Raw genomic sequence first — 18,496 nt, forward strand, 5'->3', positions numbered from 1 at the left:
AACCCGTCATGCCTGATGACCATAGCGAGCTGGTCCCACCCCTTCCCATCCCGAACAGGACCGTGAAACAGCTCCACGCCGATGATAGTGCGGATTGCCCGTGTGAAAGTAGGTAATCGTCAGGCTCCTTATGCAGTATGTCCAGAACCCCGGTGGCTCACCATGAGCGCCGGGGTTCTGGCGTTTACGCGCGTGGAAAATAGCTACAAGAAAAAACAGCCGTCACATGGACGGCTGTTTTGTTTCCTCATTCGGACAACTGCGTTTCACTGCGCGGCTTTGGCCGGATGCGCTGCGGCGCGCGCATCGGGTGTCGAAATTGCGGCGGCATCGGCAAGCTGTTCCTGCGTGAGCTCCTCGAGCAACGCCATATCGCGAGCGATCACCTCCGGGAGATGTGCGCGCAGAAATTCCACCCAGGTCTTGGTCTTCGCATCCACGAATTTGCGCGACGGATACAGCGCATACACGTGGTTTTTCTGCAGGATGTGGTGAGGCAGCACGCGCACGAGCGTGCCGTTGCGCAGGCCTTCTATCGCCGCATACACCGGCAGCATGCCGATGCCCATTCCCTCACGAATCGCCACTGCAAGCGACTCGGCGATGTTCACCTGAACGGGCCCGTCTACCTGCATCTCGACGCTGCCTTCCGGGCCTTCAAGCACCCATATATGCGCGGGCGCTGTCGGCGTCTTGAGAATCAGGCAGTCATGATGCGCGAGATCCGCAGGCGTGCGCGGCGCACCGTGCGTATGCACATAAGCGGGCGACGCACACAGGATGCTGCAGGACGAGCCCAGTTGATGCGAGACGAGATCGGAGTTCGGCAGCGAAGCCGCGGTCACGACTGACACATCACTGCTGCCCTCGAACAGATCGGGCATGCGTTGCGAAAGCGTAAGCTCGACCGTCACTTCAGGGTGCAAAGCGCGATAGCGCGAGATCGCGGGCAGCACGTACTGTTGCCCAATGCTCGCGAAGCTGTGCATACGCAATGCGCCAGCAGGACGCTCGTGGGCGCAACTGGCCTCTTCCTCGGCGCTGTCGACGTCTGCGAGAATCTGCGAGCAGCGTTTCAGATAGCGTTCACCGGCGGGCGTGAGTGCGAGCCGGCGCGTCGAGCGGTTCAGCAGCCGCGTGCGCAAATGCGCTTCCAGCTCCGAGACCGCGCGCGACATGGCACCCGTGGTCGAGTCGAGCGACTGGGCTGCGGCGGTGAAACTGCCGGCTTCGACAACGCGGATAAACACCCGCATATTTTGTAGCGTATCCATCAGACCTTCTTAGAGAACTTCTTGTTCGGCACGAAAACAATATTGTCCGCCTCGCGGGCTCCGGCATTGTTGAGTGATCTGGAACGGATGTTCCCCACCCGTACCGTTAATTCGCTCAACTGAGGCTCCTACAATCGGCGCCTGCCGACCCGATTCGCGACGGCATTCTTCGTAACAATCCGAGCGTAGCGCGCTGTTTTAAATGAACCGCCAGCCAGCGATACATCGAGCGATAACCCCGCGTCGTCGCGGCGAAATCATATGGCGAGCCGCCCGGCGCGGCTTGAGAGACTGGCAGAGCAGCGATGGAGCAATCTGGCTGCATCTGCTGAAAACAGTCGTGGCAGGACTGCTCGCCATGGGCATTGCGATGCGGCTCGATTTGCCTCAACCGCGCATTGCAATGACGACGGTGTTCGTACTGATGCAACCGCTTTCCGGCATGGTGTTCGCGAAGAGCGTTTACCGCATCGTGGGCACCGCGGTAGGCATGGTCGCGGCGGTGGTGTTGGGGGCCGTCTTTATCCAGCAACCCGAGCTTTACATACTCGGGATGACGGGGTGGGTGGCTGCGTGTACCGCAGCCGCCATGCGTAATCGACATTTTCGTTGGTACGCTTTCGTGCTGGCCGGCTATACCGCTGCGCTGATCGGCATTCCGCTCGTGACGCAGCCTGATGGGCTCTTTCTTGCCGCGCTCGGGCGCGGGGCTGAAGTAGCCGTTGGGATTCTGTGCTCGGGGGTGATCAGCGCCGTTATCGTGCCCCGACAATCGGGCTCGTTGCTCGAGCGCACCTTACGCGCTCGCTATATCAATTTTACTGCGTTCGCTGCGCTTGTGTTGTCCGGCAGTCTGGAAAGAGGCGCGTTTGAAGGGCGATTCGCGACACTCGTCGACGAGATCGTTGGCTTCGAGGCCACGCGCGCTTTCTCATTTTTCGAGGATCCGACGATGCGCGCGCACAGCCAGTTGCTCGCGCGTCTGAACGGCGAGTTCATGGACGTCTGCGCGCGCCTGCACGCGCTGCGCCAGTTGAAACGACGTCTGCGCAGGAACAACGAAGCCATCGCGCCGCTTGGTCCGTATTTCAGCGAGCTTGCGGCGTTGCTTGCGCAACGTCCTCGTCAGAACGAAGCTGATCGCGCGTACGCGTTGCGTATCGCGCAAGACCTGGCGTCGTTCATGCACACACTGCCGCGCCGTGTGCGCGAAACGCGTCGGTCGCTTGAAACAGGTGCGCCTGATGCGCTGCAAGACTTCGACACCTCCGCTGAACTGCTCTACCGCTTCACGGCTGAAATGGCCCGTTACAGTAGTACGTGGGCGTCGCTCACGCAGGCGGGTCTGCCGCCCGAGCCGCGCATGACACGCTATGTACCGCGCACGAGCTGGTATGTGGTGGGGTTCACCTTCATGCGCACGGCCGTAGTGGTCGCGGCGCTTGGCTGGTTCTGGGTGGAGACCGACTGGCCGAGCGGCGGCCTCGCAATGATTGCCGCCGCCCTCACCTGTGCGCTTACCTCGTCTGCGCCGCGCGCTACCCGCATGGCGTTTCAGATGGCGGCGGGTGCGGGCTGCGCCGCGCTCGTTGGTTATCTGCTCACCTGCTACGTGTATCCGAACGTCGACGGATTTCCACTGCTCTGCGTCGCGCTCGCGCCGTTGCTCGCACTGGGAGCATTCTTCGCGACGCGTCCGCGCATCGCCGGCTTCGGCGTCGGATTTTCGGTGTTTCTGTGCCTGCTCGCCGGTCCCGACAACGTGATCGTCTACACGCCCGATCTGCTGATCAATAACGGTGTCGCGGTCGTGCTGGCGATGATCGTGGCCGCGCTGGCGTTCGCTGTGGTCTTCCCTCCGCATATGAGCTGGCTCGTCGAGCGCATGTGCGTGGCGCTGCGCGCTCAGGTCCAGCTTGCCTGCCGTGGCGAGCCGCAAGGACTCGGCCAGCAGTTCCAGTCGGGTACGCACGACCTCATGCACCAGTTGCGGCTGCTCCTCAATGGCCGCAAGCAAGCGCACCGGCGCGCGATGCGCTGGATGCTGATCACGCTCGAAGTGGGGCATGCCGTGATCGATTTGCGACACGAGGCGCAACGCGCCACATGGCTCGAGACGGCCGGGCGTGGATGGCAAGCGGGTCTCGATCAGATGCTTGACGATATCGCGCGGCTTTTCGAGGACCCTGGTCCAGCGCCGCTGAAGCGTGCGCTTGCATCGGTGCGAGCGGCCATACGGATCGCTCAGGAAGCGCTTCCCGGCGTTCACCATGACCGTGAGCGCCGACACGACGCGCAGCGAATCTTGAGCCATTTGCATTTCATTCACAGCGCGCTCATCGACCGCGATGCACCGCTGACCGCACTCGCGCGCCAGGCGCGCGGCCGTCGTTCTCGCCCCTCGTTCCGCACAAAAACACCTTGAACCGGCAATCCGGCCGACAGGTACGCGATCTTGCTGCAGTCTGGAAATATGCCTTCCATCTCGCCCTCTTAATCGCTCCGGATCCGGGTCATATAGTCACATCACTGCTTCGCAGTAACCGTTAGCACTGGAGAGTGAAATGAAGTCCCTGAAGTTCGCTGTTGTTGCCTGCTCGTTGTTTGCCGCCGCGTCCGCCTTTGCACAGAATGAAGCATCGGAGCCGAGCGTCCCTCAGCAGGTCGCGCAAAGCGCAGCGCAGCCTGTCAATCAGACCGCAAAGCCGGCAAAGAAAGACGAATGCGTCGGTCCGGCCAGCTTTTGCACCCTCTATTTCGGTAGCTGAGATCGAGTGACCGCCCGCCATGAATGAGCGGGGCGCCAGCTTGAATTCCTTGCCGCGGCGCCTTCGCATCAGGCCCGCGGCTTTGCGCATGGTGACTGCAAAAGGTTATTGCAGAAACCGTAAAGCAACGCCACCGAAACGAGACCTGCAAAGGGCACGTGGCATTTCCAGTAGTTTTCCGGTAGTCAGTGGAGACTTTGATGTACGAAGACCGTATTCGTTGTGCCGCGTTGCGCGGGAAAATCACTTCGGCTGCCGAGGCGGCAAAGCTCGTGCGCAACGGCATGCGTGTCGGCGCGAGCGGCTTCACGCGCGCGGGCGACACGAAGGCCGTGCCCATCGAACTGGCGCGCCGCGCGCGCGAAGAGCAGGAGCCGCTGCGCATCACGCTGATGACGGGCGCCTCGCTCGGCCATGACGTGGACCGCATGTTGACCGAAGCCGGCGTGCTCGAGCGTCGTTTGCCTTTCCAGGTGGACACCACATTGCGCCGCGCCATCAATCGCGGCGAAGTCATGTTCGTCGATCAGCATCTCTCCGAGACCGTCGAGATGCTGCGTGCGAACCTGCTTGGCAAGCTCGACCTCGCGATCATCGAGGCCGCTGCGATTACCGAAACGGGCGGCATCGTCCCCACGACCTCGGTGGGCAACTCGGCAAGCTTCGCGATTCTCGCGGAGAAGGTGATCGTCGAACTCAATCTCGCCCAGCCGCTTGCGCTCGAAGGCCTGCACGACGTGTGGATTCCGGGCCGCCGCCCGCATCGCGATCCGCTGCCCATCCTGCATCCGCACGATCGCGTGGGCACGTCCATCATCGACATTCCGCCCGAGAAGATCGCCGCCATCGTTATCACGAACGAAGCGGACAGCCCGTCGACCGTGCTGCCCGCCGACGAGGAAACCGCGCGCATCGCTGGCCACCTCATCGAGTTCTTGAAGCACGAAGTAAAGCACGGTCGCATGAGTGCGCAGTTGCCGCCGCTGCAGGCCGGCATCGGTACGATCGCGAATGCGGTGCTCTCGGGTTTCGTTAATTCGCCGTTCGAAGCACTTACGATGTACTCCGAAGTACTTCAGGATTCCACCTTCGACCTGATCGATGCGGGCAAGATGGTGTTCGCTTCGGGGGCGTCCATGACGCTCTCGGCGCCGCGTCAGGCTCAGGTACTCGCCGATCTTGACCGCTATCGCGACAAGCTCGTGCTGCGTCCGCAGGAAGTGAGCAACCATCCGGAAGTGATTCGCCGCCTCGGACTCATCGCGCTGAACACGGCGCTCGAATGTGACATCTACGGCAACGTGAATTCCACGCATGTGGGCGGCACGCACATGATGAACGGCATTGGCGGCTCGGGCGATTTCGCGCGCAATGCCTCGTGCGCGATCTTCGCGACCAAGGCCATTGCGAAGGACGGCCGCGTCTCCAGCATCGTGCCGATGGTGCCGCACGTCGACCACAACGAGCACGATGTGGATGTGATCGTCACCGAGCAGGGCCTTGCGGACCTGCGTGGCCTCGCGCCGCGCGAGCGCGCGAAGTTGATCATCGATCGCTGCGCGCATCCGCTCTATCGCGATCTGCTGCGCGACTACCATGACGACGCGCTGAAGATCGGCGGCCAGACGCCCCACAATCTCGCCAGGGCGTATGAAATGCACCTGCGCTTCAACGAGACCGGTTCGATGCTTCCCGATCGAACGGGTGGCCTCGTCGCCAGCGGCGCATAAGCCTCGACGCTCGAACAAAAAGGCGGGAGCACCAGCGATGGTGCTCCCGCCTTTTTATTGGCGACCGCGAATCGCTACGCCCTTCGGAACAGCCTGATGATGAAGAGCAGGATGACCGCGCCGACAATGGCCGTAATGATCGAGCTGATCATGCCGCCGCCGATGTGGATCCCGAGCAGGCCCGCGAGCCAGCCACCGATAAAAGCCCCGACGATCCCGACAATGATATCGACGATCAAACCGAAGCCGCCGCCCTTGACGAGCAGCCCGGCAAGCCAGCCAGCGACTGCGCCGATGATGAGCCACGCGATGATGCCGTGTTGCATAGGAGGACCTCTCTCGTTGGTGTGAACAATAAAACACAACAAAATGGAGCTTAGTCCATGGATAGGGTCGAGTCCATGAAACCAGGCCAGAATTGACAGTCTTGGGTTTCAGCGGCGGAGCGTTTCAAAAACCGCAACGAAAGCGAAATGTATTCGTAAGGAATGCGTGCCGTGCAGGATGCCCCGCGTCGCGTGATGGAGCGGGCCGCGGTGCGGAGTGGGCGCCGAGGATCATCCGCGAGGACAAAGCGGCTCCCCAAGCTGGCGCGGCTGCCATGTACAGGTCAGCATGGGGTCACGGCCTGGCAGCGAGACTGGCGTTATCGATGGTGCAATGGGCCAGGAGTCGCTGATGGATACGCTGCGCAACATGCGGGTCTTCGTGAGGGTGGTGGAATCGGGCAGCTTCACGCGCGCTGCCGTGAGCGAGTCGATGACGACCGCGCAGGTTTCGCGCGCCGTCACGGACCTCGAGTCGCGGCTGCGCGCGCGTCTGTTGAACCGCACCACGCGGCGCATGTCGCTGACCGAGGCGGGCGAGCGCTATCTGCAAAGCTGCAAACGCATTCTTGCCGATATCGAACAGGCGGAATCCGAAGCGGCCGACGCGCAGGGGAATCCGGCGGGCAAGCTGCGCGTTTATGGCGGCACGAGTTTCGGTCAGCATTATGTCATGCCGTTGATCGCGCGCTACCAGCAGCATTTGCCCGATGTCGCCGTCGATCTGACCATCGCGCAGCAGATGCCCGACATCATCGAGGAGGGCTTCGACGTGGCTGTGGTGGTGGCCGCCGAGCTCGGAGATTCGGCGCTGATCTCGCAGCAACTGGGTAGCACCGCGGCCATTCTGTGCGCGTCGCCTGCATATTTGCGTGCGCACGGTGAGCCGCGCTCGTTCGATGATCTCGAGGCGCACACCTGCCTGCATCTGACCGATGCGAGCCTGCCCGTGGGCCAATGGGTTTCGGAGGGACCGCACGGGGAAACATTCCGCCATACCGGCGTGACGCCGTTCCAGGTGAACAATCCCGAAGCGCTCGCGCTCGCCATACGCGAGGGCATGGGCATCGGCCCGCTGCCGGTGCCGGTGGCGCTGCCGGGTCTCGCCGATGGCTCGCTCGTGCGCGTGCTGCCCACGCAACGTCTGCAAAAGCTCAACATTTACGCGCTCTATGCGTCGCGCCGTTATCTGGACGCAAAGATCCGCACGTTCGTGGAGTTCCTGCGCGAGAAGGTGCCGGCAGTGCTGGCCGAGCAGGAAGCATCGCTTGCGGCCTGCGATGTGCCGCAACGTCAGCGCGCTACGGCGCGCGCGCGTCTGCGCGAGGCGCGCCAGGCGCACGGAGTGCACGAAGGGCATGAAGTCGAGCACTTGCGGCTCGTGAATTAAATACAACGCGTTACCTGGCGAAGACATGAGCCAATCCGAGCAGCAATCGTCCCCTCACGTTGACGCGAACAGCGAGCAAAACATGGATCTTCCAGGGCGTGTGCGGGCCGGCAAGCGCGCGCGTTGCGGTGATCGTTGTCGCGGTGATGCTGGGTGTCGGTGCGACCCGCACGATCGTCTCCAACGTGATGGACGTGATGAACGCGCGCCATCCTGCCAGCCTCAGGCGGCAGCAACCGCTTGCCAGCGAACGCAAGGAGGCGCAGATTCATGGTCAGCAGCCTGCCACAGCGGAATATCTGGCGCGGATGCCCAGTGGCGCCTGTAGCGCGGGCCCTTGCCGCGAGGCGTCGTCCGGCGCCGCGCGAAGAGGAGGATGACGATGAAAGTATTGGTGATCGAGGATGAGCGCAAGGTCGTGGAGTACCTGCGCAGCGGATTGAGCGAGCAGGGGTGGGTCGTCGACGTGGCGATGGACGGCGAAGAGGGCGCGTGGATGGCGACGGAGTATGACTTCGACGTGATCGTGCTCGACGTGATGCTGCCGAAGCTCGATGGCTTCGGCGTGCTGCGCGCGGTGCGCGCGAAGAAGGAGACGCCGGTGATTATGCTGACCGCGCGCGACCGCGTGGACGACCGTGTACACGGTCTGCGCGACGGCGCCGACGACTATCTGACCAAGCCGTTCTCGTTTCTCGAACTCGTCGAGCGCTTGCGCGCGCTCACGCGCCGCGCGCGGGTTCAGGAGTCCACGTTCGTTTGCGTGGGCGATCTTCAGGTGGACCTCATCAGCCGACGCGCGACGCGCGACGGCGTGCGGCTCGATCTCACCGCGAAGGAGTTTCAGCTGCTTTCGGTGCTCGCGCGGCGGCGCGGCGAGATTCTCTCGAAGACGCTCATCACGGAGCTCGTGTGGGACGTGAACTTCGAGAGCAATGCCAACGTGGTGGAAACCGCTATCAAGCGGCTGCGCGCGAAGCTCGACGGTCCGCACGCGTCCAAGCTGCTGCATACGATACGCGGCATGGGTTACGTGCTCGAAATGCGCGAGGCGCGCGAGGACGGAGGCCAGGTGTCATGAAGCGCTCGATCTCGCTGCGGCTTTCGGCGATGTTCGCAGCGGTCTCGCTCATCGTATTCACGCTCACCGGCACGGGGCTGTTCTTGCTGATGCAGCATCAGCTCTTCAACGAGTTGCGCGAAACGCTCGACGCGCGGGCGCGCATCGCGGGCCTGATCGTTACGCACGCATCGGATGTGAAGAAGTGGGCGTTCGTGCAGGAGAAACTTCACGACCTCTCGCCCGCGGACAGCCGCATGCACTACTACGTGGAAGCGGCCGATCCGCGCTTTCGCTTCGGCGCGCCCATCGCCGGCAAGATCACCGGAGATGTCGGGCCGAACTATCGGCTCGTGCGGCCGGCGGGCTACAACTACGACTTGATCGTCACGAGCATGACGCTCCCCGCGAACGGCGAGCGCCCCGAAGTGAAGCTCGTGGTGGCGAGCGATTGCATGCGCACGGAAAGCATGTTGAGGCGCTTTGGCATCGCGCTTGGCGTGCTGATCGTGCTTTCGACCATTGCAGTGGCGCTGCTGAGTCGCGCCGTTACGCGCTTCGGTCTCGCGCCGCTTACGCGGCTCTCTCGCGAGGCGGCGCAACTGAGCCCCTCGAACCGTCGCCAGCGGCTGCATGCCGGCGAATTGCCCAAAGAATTGCATGAACTGGCCACTTCATTCAATGGTGCGCTGGAGCGGCTCGACAAGGCCTACGATCGCCTCGAATCGTTCAACGCCGACGTCGCGCACGAACTGCGCACGCCCGTGAGCATCCTGATCGGCCAGACCCAGGTGGCGCTCACGCGCGACCGCTCGGTCGTGCAGTTGCAGCAGACGCTGCAATCCAATCTTGAGGAATTCGAACGATTGCGCGTGATCGTCAACGACATGCTGTTCCTGTCGCGCAGCGATCGCGGCGAGCGCGCGACCGAGCTTACGGAGGTTTCGCTGCGCGCCGAGGTCGAGCGCATGCTGGAGTTCCTGGAGATCCCGCTGGAAGAGGCGCAGTTGAGCGTACAGGTGCGAGGCGATGCGCACGCGTGGGTGAATACCTCGCTGATCGGCCGCGCCATGAGCAATCTGTTCGTGAACGCGATCCAGCACTCGCCACCCGGAACCGTGCTGCAGTCGACTATCGCGCCGCAGAATGGCCATGTGGAAATCGCCGTGTCGAATCCTGGCGAGCCGCTCGACCCCGTGGTGCGCGAACATATTTTCGACCGCTTCTACCGCATTCAGGAAGCGCGCTCGAATAGCCACGAGAACCACGGCCTCGGGCTTTCCATCGTCAAGGCGGTGGCCGAGATGCACGGCGGTACGGTATTCGTGCGCAGTGCGAACGGTGTCAATACGTTTGGCTTCTCGGTGGCCGCGCATGTGGGTGCAGCGCTGGGCGACGCGGCGGCTAATGCGTCCGTTGCGCCCGATGCCGCGCGCCAGGGGCGCGCGGGGCTGCCGTTGCACGTGTCGCCGTGAGCAAGTGCAGCGCCGTTTCGCGCCGCCAGACGTTAGACGTCAGGCGCTAGACCGGATCGTCGTCCGCCGGCTGACTGTCGACGCGGTCGTGGTGGTGCTGGTCGCGGCGCAGCAGGTCCCAGCAACTGATGAAGAGCGCGGCAATCAGCGGCCCGATCACGAAGCCGTTGATGCCCATTAGCGAGATGCCGCCCAGCGTCGAAATCAGTACGACCCAGTCGGGCAGGCGTGTGTCCTTGCCCACCAGCACGGGCCGCAGCACATTGTCCACGGTGCCGATCACGAGCGTGCCGAACAGCGTGAGGCCGATGCCCTTCGCGATTGCGCCTGTCGAGATGAAGTAGAGCGCAATGGGCACCCACACGAGCGCCGCGCCTACCGCCGGCAGCAGCGACAGCAGCATCATCACGAAGCCCCACAGCAGCGCGCCCTGAATCCCGAGCACCCAGAGCGCGATGCCGCCCAGTGCGCCCTGCACGAACGCCACGGCCACATTGCCCTTCACGGTCGCGCGGATCACGGTCGTGAACTTGCGGATCAGATGCTGCTTGTGCGATTCGTCGAGCGGAATGGCGTCGCGCACGAGCCGGGAAATTTCTCGGCCATCGCGCACGAGGAAGAAGAACATGTAGAGCATCACGCAGAAGCTCACCATGAACTGCACCGTGATTTGCCCGACGCTTAGCGCGCGCGTGGCGATGAACTGGCTGATTTGCGCGGCGCCTGCGGAAAGGCGCTGCTGAAGGCCGGGCAGGTCCATCAGGTCGTAGCGTGCGAGCAGATTTTGCAGCGACTGCGGCAGCGCATGCACGATCTGGCTGAAGTACGCGCCGAAGTCGAGACTGCCCGAGCGCACCTGCGCATAGGCGTAGCTCACCTGCTGTATCAACGTGCCCGCCACGAGCGTGAGCGGGAAGATCACGATGACCAGACAGATCGTCAGCGTGATGAGCGCGGCGAGATTGCGCCGCCGCCCGAGGCGCGCAACGATGCGGCGCTGCACGGGCTGGAAGATCAGCGCGAGTATCGCGCCCCACATCACGGTGCTGAAAAACGGCGCGAGTACGAAGCACAGCGCAATCGAGACGACGAAGAGCAACAGATAGAACGCGGTCTGGTGGAGGTGCTTGTTGCCATCCATGAGCAGTGAATTCCTTGTGTTCCAGTCAGGCTCAGCGAACGCCGACGAGCCGCACGCGCGTGATTTCCGAAGGTGCGCCGAGCCGCTTGGGCGGCCCCCAGTAGCCCGTGCCGCGGCTCGTGTAGACCCACAGGCTGCCGAGCTTTTCGAGGCCGGCCGTGAACGGCTGCTGCAGCCGCACGAGAAAATTCCACGGGAAAATCTGCCCGCCGTGCGTGTGGCCCGACAACTGCAGCGTGTAGCCCGCATCGGCGGCGGCATGCGCGGTGCGCGGCTGATGGGCGAGCAGGACGCGTATGTTCACTTCTGCCGGCGCGCCGCGCAAGGCGCCCTGCGGATCGCTGCGATGCGCGGGATCGAAGTTGCCGCCGGTGTAGTCGGTCACGCCCGCGAGCACGAGGCGCGCGTCGCCGTGCTCGATCACCACATGCTGGTTCATCAGCACCGTGAGGCCGATGCGCCGGAACTCGGCGACCCACGCATCGGCGCCCGAGTAGTACTCGTGATTGCCCGTGACGAGAAAGACGCCGTGACTCGCCGCGAGCCTGCCGAGCGGCGCGGTGTGATTCGAGAGGTGCTGCACGCTGCCGTCCACGACATCGCCCGTGATGGCGACCACGTCGGCGTCGAGCTGGTTCACGGCGCGCACGATCGCATCCACGTAGTCGTGCTTGATGGTGGGCCCGACGTGGATGTCGCTCAACTGCACGATCGTGAAGCCGTCGAGCGCGGCGGGCAGCCCGCGTATCGGCACGTCGACGTCGCGCACGCGCGCGCGCCGCCGCGCGTTGAAAAAGCCGAATGCGCTGGAGCAGAACGCGAGCGCGACGACGGCGGCGGCGCTGCCCGTGCGCCAGTGCGCGAGATCGATGCTGTGCGGCCAGATCGAATCGATGGTCATGAGCGAGGCGAGCACGAGATCGCGCGCGATCGTCAGCATGAGCAGCGACGAGAAAAATCCCATCGCGAGCATGCCGGTCCATGCGAGGCGGTCGCCGAGCGGCTGGCGCTTGAAGCGGCGCGCGAGCATGCCGGGCGGAATCACCACCACGGAAAGCACGAGCCACAGCACGGCGAGCCACTTGCCCGCGGCGGGCACGGGCAGGTCGGGAATCAGCCGGAAGCCGACATAGACGTGCAATAGGACGCCTATGGAAATGAAGCGGAGCAGAAACGAAAGTCGGGGCATGTCGGGCCAATACGTGGCGCAGGTAAGCAGCGCTAGTAACCAGGTTGGACATCTCAGTCCCACGGAGCGGCAGGCGCGGACACCCGCTGCGCTGCAGCGCGCGGCTGGCAGCGCGGATCGCATGGCCCGCACCACGGTTTGTGCGGACGCGCCGCTCGTGCAATCGTCGCATTTTACCGGCAGCGCAGGGTTCGTGCCGGAGTGTGGCGGGGCTCAGTGCGGCGTTACAGGGCGCGACATAGGCGCATTGCAGCAACGCGCATCGCAGGCATGCGCGACAGTCCGGCGAGTCGAGTGTGGCGCTGCGGCATAACCCTGGATTGCCAACCTCGGGCTGCCGTCGCACTATTTTCTCGAGGGCCCGTGAATGCTATTAAACGTTCATTGAAGTGGCCTGATCGATGGACTATGCTCGAATCGAGGCCCGCGCGGTTTCGGGCGCTCTGGGGAGACGGTCATGAAAATTACCAGGCCGAACGTGCAAGGGCTTCATGGTCATCATGTGGGTCGCGAGGGTAGTCACGTCATGCTGCCGATGGTCGTGCTGTCGATCATGGCCGTGGCGCTGTATTTCGCGGTGCGGCGCGTCGACATCCTCGAACTCGGCCGCAGCGCGCTATTCGACGTCGTGATGGTATTCGTCGCGCTGGGCATCGCTGGGCTCTTCGGCGTGGCGGGGGCGTGGCTGCGCTCGCGCACGACCGATGAATCGCCCGAAGGCTTTTGTTTCGTCGGCGCGCTCATTGGCGCGGTGGTGTTCTATATCGCGCTGTTGACCTGAGGCCGATGTTCGATCTCTTCGACGATACTCCGCAACCCGACGTCGACTGGCATCCCGCGTGGCTCGCGCCCACGGCGGCGGCCGAGTGGCTTGCGCGCATCGTCGCCGAAACTGACTGGCGCCAGGAGCGCATCCGCACGCCGGGCGGCTGGGTCGACCAGCCGCGGTTGACTGCATGGCAGGGCGACCCCGGCGCCGTCTATGTTTATTCGGGAATCCGCAATGTGCCGCAGCCGTGGACGCCGGCCGTGGCCGAACTGCGCGACGCGATTGCCGGGCTTTGCGGCGCGCGCTTCAACAGCGTGCTGCTCAACCGCTACCGCACCGGCACCGACAGCATGGGCTGGCACGCCGACCACGAACCTGAGCTCGGCCCGGAGCCCGTGATTGCCTCGCTGAGCCTCGGCGCAACGCGGCGCTTCGACCTGCGCCACAACGCGACTGGCGTGACGCGCTCGTTCCAGCTGGTGGGCGGCAGTCTGCTCGTGATGCGCGGCAAGACGCAGGCGCAGTGGCGTCACCGGGTGCCCAAAGAACCCGCAGTCGGCGGCGAGCGGGTGAACCTGACGTTTCGCGTGGTGATGCCGGAATTGCGCAAGAAGTAGGGGTGTTGGCGTATTTTGCATGGAGTTGCATGCGGCTTCGCCGAAATTTTGCTCTGTCAGAGAATGCCGCGCTAAAAATCAAATTCAACTTTATGCGCATAAATATTTTATTCGCCGACTGACAGCCGCAGACAGCCTGATCGCCCTTAATCCACGCCCAGTCGCCGCCGCACCGTAGCCGCGAGCCGGTCGAGCGGCAGCGTGGCCGCGCTCAATGCCGCGACTTCCGGGTAATGCTCGCGGGCGATGTCGGTGAGCACCTGGCCTGGCGGCGCCTCGACCAGCACGGTCGCCCCCGATTCGATCATGACCGTGAGCGCGTCGTACCAGCGCACCGTGTAGCGCATGTTGGTGGCGAGGTCGGCGCGAATCGCATCGCCGTCATGGAGCGGTCGGCCGCCGCGATTGTCGACGTAGACGCCTTCGGGCGAGCGAAACGGAATGTCGCGTGACCACGCCACGAGTTGTTCGGTGGCATCGGCTAATAGTTCGCAATGCGAAGGAACGGAAACCGTTAGCCGTTGCACTTTACGTGCGCCCGCAGCGAGCGCGCGCGTGGCGAACGCTTCGAGCGCGGCGTCGGCGCCCGCCACGACGATCTGCCGTGGTGCGTTGACGTTGGCCACATAGATTTGCGCGTCGCTGGCCCGCGCGGGTGCGTTTGTGTTGGCAAGCGCTTCCACCTGCGTCTCGCTGAGCCCCGAGACCGCCGCGAGGCCATAGCCCGACGGGCACGCGGCTTCCATCAGCTCGGCGCGCTTTTTCACCATGCGCAGGGCGTCGGCGAAGTCGAGCGCGCCGCAGCATACGGCGGCAGGATAAGCACCCACCGAAAGGCCTGCGCTGAACTGCGGCGTCAATCCCGCCATGGCGAGCGCGCGAGCGTGCGCCACGCCAGCCACCACAAGACCGATTTGCACTGCGACTGTGGATTGCAGCGCTTGCACGCTATCGAGCGCGAGAATGTCGATGCCGAGTGTCGCCGAAGCTTCGTCGAGCGTGGCGCGCACGACCTCGTGCTCGGCCAGCCGGTGCAGGAAACCGGGGCTTTGCGCACCTTGGCCGGGAAAGAGGCAGGCGAGACTCATGACGTTCGCCACGGATCGGCGACTAGGCGTGCGCCATCGCGCGCGCGAGCGAGCACGCGCGTCTTGCCAGACGACAACTGCACGAGTTCGGCGAGCGCAACGCCGCCCGCCGGTGTTTCCAACTGAGCGTCCACGCGTGTACCGGCGTGCTGCGCGGCGCGTGCGAGCGTAGCGGCGAGCGCCTCTATCGTCGCCATATTCCTGCGCTGGGGCATGCGGATCAGCAGGTCGAGATCACTGGATTCGGTGAGCGTGGGGACTTGCGTGGCCAATTCGAACCCGGCGCTGCCGGTTGGTCCCCAGACGAAGTCGCGCAGCGGGCCTGGGGTCTCGCGCAACAACGCGAGAGCTGCGAATGCCGCAAGCGCGATGCGCGCAGACGAAGGCTCAATCGCGAGCAGCGATTCGGGTGATGCAATCGATTCGATATCCTCAACGTTGATCCACGTGCCAAAGCGTTCGGCACGCGAGCCGCCGCGCAGGCCCGCCGCCACGAAGCCCGATGCCGCCTGGGCGCGGCGCACAACGGCGAACGGCGCGCGGGCGAAGGCTTCGCGCACCCAGGCGGGCTCGTCTTGCACGGGCGTGAGGCGCGCGAGCCGCAGCAGATCGTGCGGGCGCCAGCACGCGTCGTCCGTGCGTGGCCCGTCGGGCGCGAGCGGCGGTGCGGCGCACACTCGCATCAGCTAGCGTCCCACTGTTGCGCGAGCCGCTTGCGCACTTCGATCGACGCCGCGCGCGTGCGTTGCGCCGCTTCACCCTGAAGACGATGCGCGAGACCGCTGCGGTCCGCGCGCGCCTCGCGCACCCCGCGCGCAAGTACCTCGCGCACGCGCGCGATTTGCGCGTCGTCCGGTGCATCGGCGTCGACGCCCGCGATCAATTCGTCGAGCAGCCCGAGCTTCGCGAACGAGGCCATCGAGTACGACATCGGCACGATCTTCTCGCCGAGTGCGTCGAGGTCTTCGACACTGCGCCGCGTGACGCGCGCCGCCGCTTCCTTGCCCATCGCGTGCACCATCGTGCCGGGCGCATCGAGTGCGACGATGCGATTCGCCTGATAGCCGTGCGCGAGGAACGCACCCGACATGGCGGGGCCGACGATCAGCGCCACCACGGGATGCCCCGCGAGGCGCGCGCTCGCATAGGCGTCCACAGCGGCCGCGCAGGCGAGGTGGATGCCGAGCATCTCTTCGCGATAGCCGTAGGCCTGGCTCTTCACGTCGACGATCGCGACGATCGGGCGGTGCGTACTGCGGGCGGCGTCTTCGTCGATCGCGCCGCGCACGGCTTGCGCGAGACGCCAGCCCTGTTCGAGGCCCACGACGTTGTCGCGCGCGCGGGGGAATCGGTTATCGGGATCGGGCGCGACTGTGATGAAGCGCGCTGTCTCGCCGTCGAGCGGCGCATCGGCATAGGGCACGCACGGCGCACTCGCATCGTTCGGCGCACCCGCGAGTGCGCGCAGCCACAGCGCGCCCCGGCTCAAGTTCGTATCGCTCATGCGGGCTCTCCGTGTGGTTGGGGCGATGGCGTTTCGAACATCGTGCCCATCGTGCCGGGCGCGACGCTGGCGGGATCGACCTGCGCGAGCTTCGCCAGCGTGGCGTCGACCTGCTCGGTGCGGTGCGCTTGCGGTATGCCGCGTGCGAATGCGGCGCGCACGGCGGCGCGCACGTCGTCGACGGCGTCGTCTACGAGCGCATCGGCATAACCGGTGCGCGCGCGCTGCTCGCCGCCGATCAACTGCCACACGTGGCGGCGGTCGCTCGAATCGAGTTCCTCGATACCGGCTTCCTGCTCGATCACTTCGGGGCCGTTCATGCCCAAGCGTCCTTGCTTCGTCATCACGAGCGACGAGCACAGCGCCGCCGCGAGCGACATGCCGCCGAAGCAGCCGACCATCCCCGCAATCACGCCGACTACGGGCACGTGGCGGCGCAGCGCGACGATGGCCGACTGGATCTCGGCGATCACGGCGAGGCCGAGATTGGCTTCCTGCAAACGCACGCCGCCGGTCTCGAACAGCACCACGGGGCGCACGATCTTGCCGCGTTCGCAGTCGGCGAGCGCGAGTTCGAGCGCGGCGGCGATCTTGCTGCCCGACACCTCGCCTATGCTGCCGCCCTGGAACGCCGATTCGATCGCGCAGACCACGGCGGGCTTGCCGTCGAGTGTGCCGCGCGCGATCACGGCGCCGTCGTCGGCCTGGCAGACGATGCCCTGCAGCGGCAGCCAGGGCGACTCGATGCGGTCGAACGGGCCGAGCAGTTCACGGAAGCTGCCTTTGTCGAGCACGGCGGCGGCGCGCTCGCGCGCGGAGAGTTCGATGAAGCTCTCGCGCAGCAGGGTTGAGATGCCTGCGCTCATGCTTTGCCTCCTTGCACGCTGTCCTGCGCGGCTTCCACGGCTTCCGCGAGGCGCAGCGCCACTACGCCGGGCGTCGCGCCGAAGTCGTTGATCTCGATGAGCGCTGCGCCGTCGTAGCGCGTGAAGAAGCGGTCGAGCACGCTCTTCCAGATGTGGCCGTAGCCATCCACGCTCGTGTGCACGACCACGCGCGCTTGCATGTCGCCGGCGGGCTGCAGCAACACTTCGAGATCGCCCGAGCCCACCACGCCCACATGGGCGCGCGTCGTCACGGCGCGCCGCGCCGGATAGTCGAATGTCAGTTGTTCCATGAAACCGTCCTCCCGCCGATGCGGTGGTGAACCAGCTTGTCGATAAAGAGCGTCGCTGCGAGCAGATCGGCTGCGCCGCCCGGCGATGCGTTGAGCGCGAGCAGCGCGCGTTCTAACGCATCGAACGCGGCGCGGCCCGCGCGCGTGGCGATCCCGCCCGCGTCGCGCACGCGTTGCGCGCCCGCCTGCGCGGCCTCACGGCCCGCGAGACCCGCGCGATGCAGCACGCAGGTGTCGTCGAGCGAGGCCATGATGGCGAGCAGGGCGTCCACGCGCGCCTCCGCTTCATCGCGTCCTTGCGCGCGCGCTGCGTGGAGCGCGGGCAAGCCCACGTGAATTACGTGCGGGAAGCCGTCCTGAGCCTCGCGCCGCGCGCCGCCTACGTTGTAGCGCTGGCGCACGCGTTCGCCGTTGCTTTGCGCGGGCTGCCGCACCGTGGGCGCAAGCAGGTCGTCGAAACGCGCGATGCGCGCCGCTGTTTCGGCAATCTGCGCGGCATGCGGATGGCCACCCCGCGGATGGCCGCCCCGCGCGAATGGGCTCGCATCATCAGGCGGTGTGTGCGAAATAGTTGCGCCCCCAACCAGCAAGCCAACGATCCAGATTGCGCCGCGATGCGCATTGCTGCCGCCGGTTGCACGCATCATTGCGGCTTCGCCGGCGCGGCCAATGCGTGCGAGGTCGGTGCGCAGCGCGTGGCCCGGCGTCGCGCCGCGCGAAGCGCGCGCGAGCGCCTCGAAGGTAGGCTCGAGCGCGTGCGCGGAACGCAGCATCGTCGCGAGATCGAGATCGACGTGCGCGCCGCTGCCGCGCGCGTCCACGAGCGCGGGCTTGGGCGTGAGGCGCGCCTCCTCGATCAGCGCGTCGCGTGCGAAGCGCGCGAGTTGCGCTTCGGGCGTAAGCGCGGTCGAGCACGCGCTGCGCGGCGTCGCGCTATACGAGGCCGCTGCGCCTTCGGCCAACCTGTCCATTAAGAGCGTGCGCATCG

General features: G+C 65.1%; 19 protein-coding genes and 1 rRNA gene. 10 read left to right on the top strand and 10 right to left on the bottom strand.

The window, feature by feature from the left end:
* Positions 1–11: 11 nt before the first annotated feature.
* Positions 12–125, top strand: a 5S ribosomal RNA gene (gene rrf, locus NH14_RS31975).
* Positions 126–266: 141 nt separating this feature from the next.
* Here rrf and NH14_RS31980 read toward each other — a convergent pair.
* Complete coding sequence (locus tag NH14_RS31980; protein ID WP_052148460.1) at positions 267–1,274, bottom strand: LysR family transcriptional regulator; 1,008 nt, start codon at positions 1,272–1,274, stop codon at positions 267–269.
* A 202-nt stretch (positions 1,275–1,476) separates the two neighbouring features.
* Here NH14_RS31980 and NH14_RS31985 point away from each other — a divergent pair, with 202 nt between their 5' ends.
* The 3 genes from NH14_RS31985 to scpC all read left to right on the top strand — a co-directional run bounded on the left by NH14_RS31985 (position 1,477) and on the right by scpC (position 5,772).
* On the top strand, positions 1,477–3,699 hold the full coding sequence (locus tag NH14_RS31985; RefSeq protein ID WP_084225898.1) for an FUSC family protein: 2,223 nt from the start codon (positions 1,477–1,479) through the stop codon (positions 3,697–3,699).
* Between the two features lie 139 nt (positions 3,700–3,838).
* On the top strand, positions 3,839–4,042 hold the full coding sequence (locus NH14_RS31990; RefSeq protein ID WP_035533037.1) for a hypothetical protein: 204 nt from the start codon (positions 3,839–3,841) through the stop codon (positions 4,040–4,042).
* 200 nt (positions 4,043–4,242) lie between these two features.
* A complete protein-coding gene (scpC, locus tag NH14_RS31995; RefSeq protein WP_035533038.1) occupies positions 4,243–5,772 on the top strand; it encodes a succinyl-CoA:acetate CoA-transferase ScpC in 1,530 nt (509 codons plus the stop codon).
* Positions 5,773–5,846: 74 nt separating this feature from the next.
* Here the strand turns inward: scpC and NH14_RS32000 are convergent, their stop codons facing one another.
* Positions 5,847–6,098 carry a GlsB/YeaQ/YmgE family stress response membrane protein gene (locus NH14_RS32000; protein WP_035533039.1) on the bottom strand — a complete coding sequence of 84 codons (252 nt, stop codon included), beginning with the start codon at positions 6,096–6,098 and terminating at the stop codon, positions 5,847–5,849.
* Between the two features lie 352 nt (positions 6,099–6,450).
* Between NH14_RS32000 and NH14_RS32005 the strand changes: the two genes are divergently transcribed.
* Genes NH14_RS32005 through NH14_RS32020 form a run of 4 tightly spaced genes read left to right on the top strand, consistent with a single transcriptional unit; the run spans position 6,451 to position 10,023 of the window.
* The gene (locus NH14_RS32005) at positions 6,451–7,488 is read left to right on the top strand and encodes a LysR family transcriptional regulator (protein ID WP_084225904.1); all 1,038 of its coding nucleotides are present in this window, start codon (positions 6,451–6,453) and stop codon (positions 7,486–7,488) included.
* Between the two features lie 59 nt (positions 7,489–7,547).
* Entirely contained in the window at positions 7,548–7,868 is a 321-nt protein-coding gene (locus NH14_RS32010; RefSeq protein ID WP_035533040.1) for a hypothetical protein, read from the top strand.
* A gap of 2 nt (positions 7,869–7,870) precedes the next feature.
* Entirely contained in the window at positions 7,871–8,569 is a 699-nt protein-coding gene (locus NH14_RS32015) for a heavy metal response regulator transcription factor (RefSeq protein WP_035533041.1), read from the top strand.
* Positions 8,566–10,023 carry a heavy metal sensor histidine kinase gene (locus NH14_RS32020; RefSeq protein ID WP_035533042.1) on the top strand — a complete coding sequence of 486 codons (1,458 nt, stop codon included), beginning with the start codon at positions 8,566–8,568 and terminating at the stop codon, positions 10,021–10,023. The genes NH14_RS32015 and NH14_RS32020 overlap by 4 nt, the downstream gene beginning before the upstream one ends.
* Positions 10,024–10,069: 46 nt before the next feature.
* Here the strand turns inward: NH14_RS32020 and NH14_RS32025 are convergent, their stop codons facing one another.
* On the bottom strand, positions 10,070–11,164 hold the full coding sequence (locus NH14_RS32025) for an AI-2E family transporter (protein ID WP_052148461.1): 1,095 nt from the start codon (positions 11,162–11,164) through the stop codon (positions 10,070–10,072).
* A gap of 31 nt (positions 11,165–11,195) precedes the next feature.
* Positions 11,196–12,353, bottom strand: a complete 1,158-nt coding sequence (locus NH14_RS32030; protein ID WP_035533043.1) for a metallophosphoesterase — start codon at positions 12,351–12,353, stop codon at positions 11,196–11,198.
* A gap of 457 nt (positions 12,354–12,810) precedes the next feature.
* Here NH14_RS32030 and NH14_RS32035 point away from each other — a divergent pair, with 457 nt between their 5' ends.
* Complete coding sequence (locus NH14_RS32035; protein WP_035533044.1) at positions 12,811–13,134, top strand: hypothetical protein; 324 nt, start codon at positions 12,811–12,813, stop codon at positions 13,132–13,134.
* Positions 13,135–13,139: 5 nt separating this feature from the next.
* Entirely contained in the window at positions 13,140–13,739 is a 600-nt protein-coding gene (locus tag NH14_RS32040) for an alpha-ketoglutarate-dependent dioxygenase AlkB family protein (RefSeq protein WP_035533045.1), read from the top strand.
* A gap of 146 nt (positions 13,740–13,885) precedes the next feature.
* Here the strand turns inward: NH14_RS32040 and mdcH are convergent, their stop codons facing one another.
* From mdcH to NH14_RS32070, 6 genes are read right to left on the bottom strand one after another with little or no spacing between them, the layout of a single operon-like run.
* Positions 13,886–14,827 (bottom strand): malonate decarboxylase subunit epsilon, encoded by a 942-nt coding sequence (gene mdcH, locus NH14_RS32045; protein WP_035533046.1) that lies wholly within the window; start codon positions 14,825–14,827, stop codon positions 13,886–13,888.
* Positions 14,824–15,510, bottom strand: a complete 687-nt coding sequence (locus tag NH14_RS32050) for a malonate decarboxylase holo-ACP synthase (RefSeq protein ID WP_035533047.1) — start codon at positions 15,508–15,510, stop codon at positions 14,824–14,826. Before NH14_RS32050 ends, mdcH begins: the two co-directional genes overlap by 4 nt.
* Positions 15,510–16,331, bottom strand: coding sequence for a biotin-independent malonate decarboxylase subunit gamma (gene mdcE / locus NH14_RS32055; protein WP_035533049.1), 822 nt, complete (start codon positions 16,329–16,331; stop codon positions 15,510–15,512). Before mdcE ends, NH14_RS32050 begins: the two co-directional genes overlap by 1 nt.
* Positions 16,328–17,197: a biotin-independent malonate decarboxylase subunit beta gene (locus tag NH14_RS32060; RefSeq protein WP_035533050.1), complete on the bottom strand. Its 870-nt coding sequence runs from the start codon at positions 17,195–17,197 to the stop codon at positions 16,328–16,330. The genes mdcE and NH14_RS32060 overlap by 4 nt, the downstream gene beginning before the upstream one ends.
* Positions 17,194–17,508 carry a malonate decarboxylase subunit delta gene (locus NH14_RS32065; RefSeq protein ID WP_035533051.1) on the bottom strand — a complete coding sequence of 105 codons (315 nt, stop codon included), beginning with the start codon at positions 17,506–17,508 and terminating at the stop codon, positions 17,194–17,196. Before NH14_RS32065 ends, NH14_RS32060 begins: the two co-directional genes overlap by 4 nt.
* Entirely contained in the window at positions 17,496–18,494 is a 999-nt protein-coding gene (locus tag NH14_RS32070; protein ID WP_237179841.1) for a triphosphoribosyl-dephospho-CoA synthase, read from the bottom strand. The genes NH14_RS32065 and NH14_RS32070 overlap by 13 nt, the downstream gene beginning before the upstream one ends.
* Between the last annotated feature and the right edge of the window lie 2 nt (positions 18,495–18,496).

The sequence above is a fragment of the Paraburkholderia sacchari genome (assembly GCF_000785435.2).
Lineage (GTDB): Bacteria > Pseudomonadota > Gammaproteobacteria > Burkholderiales > Burkholderiaceae > Paraburkholderia > Paraburkholderia sacchari.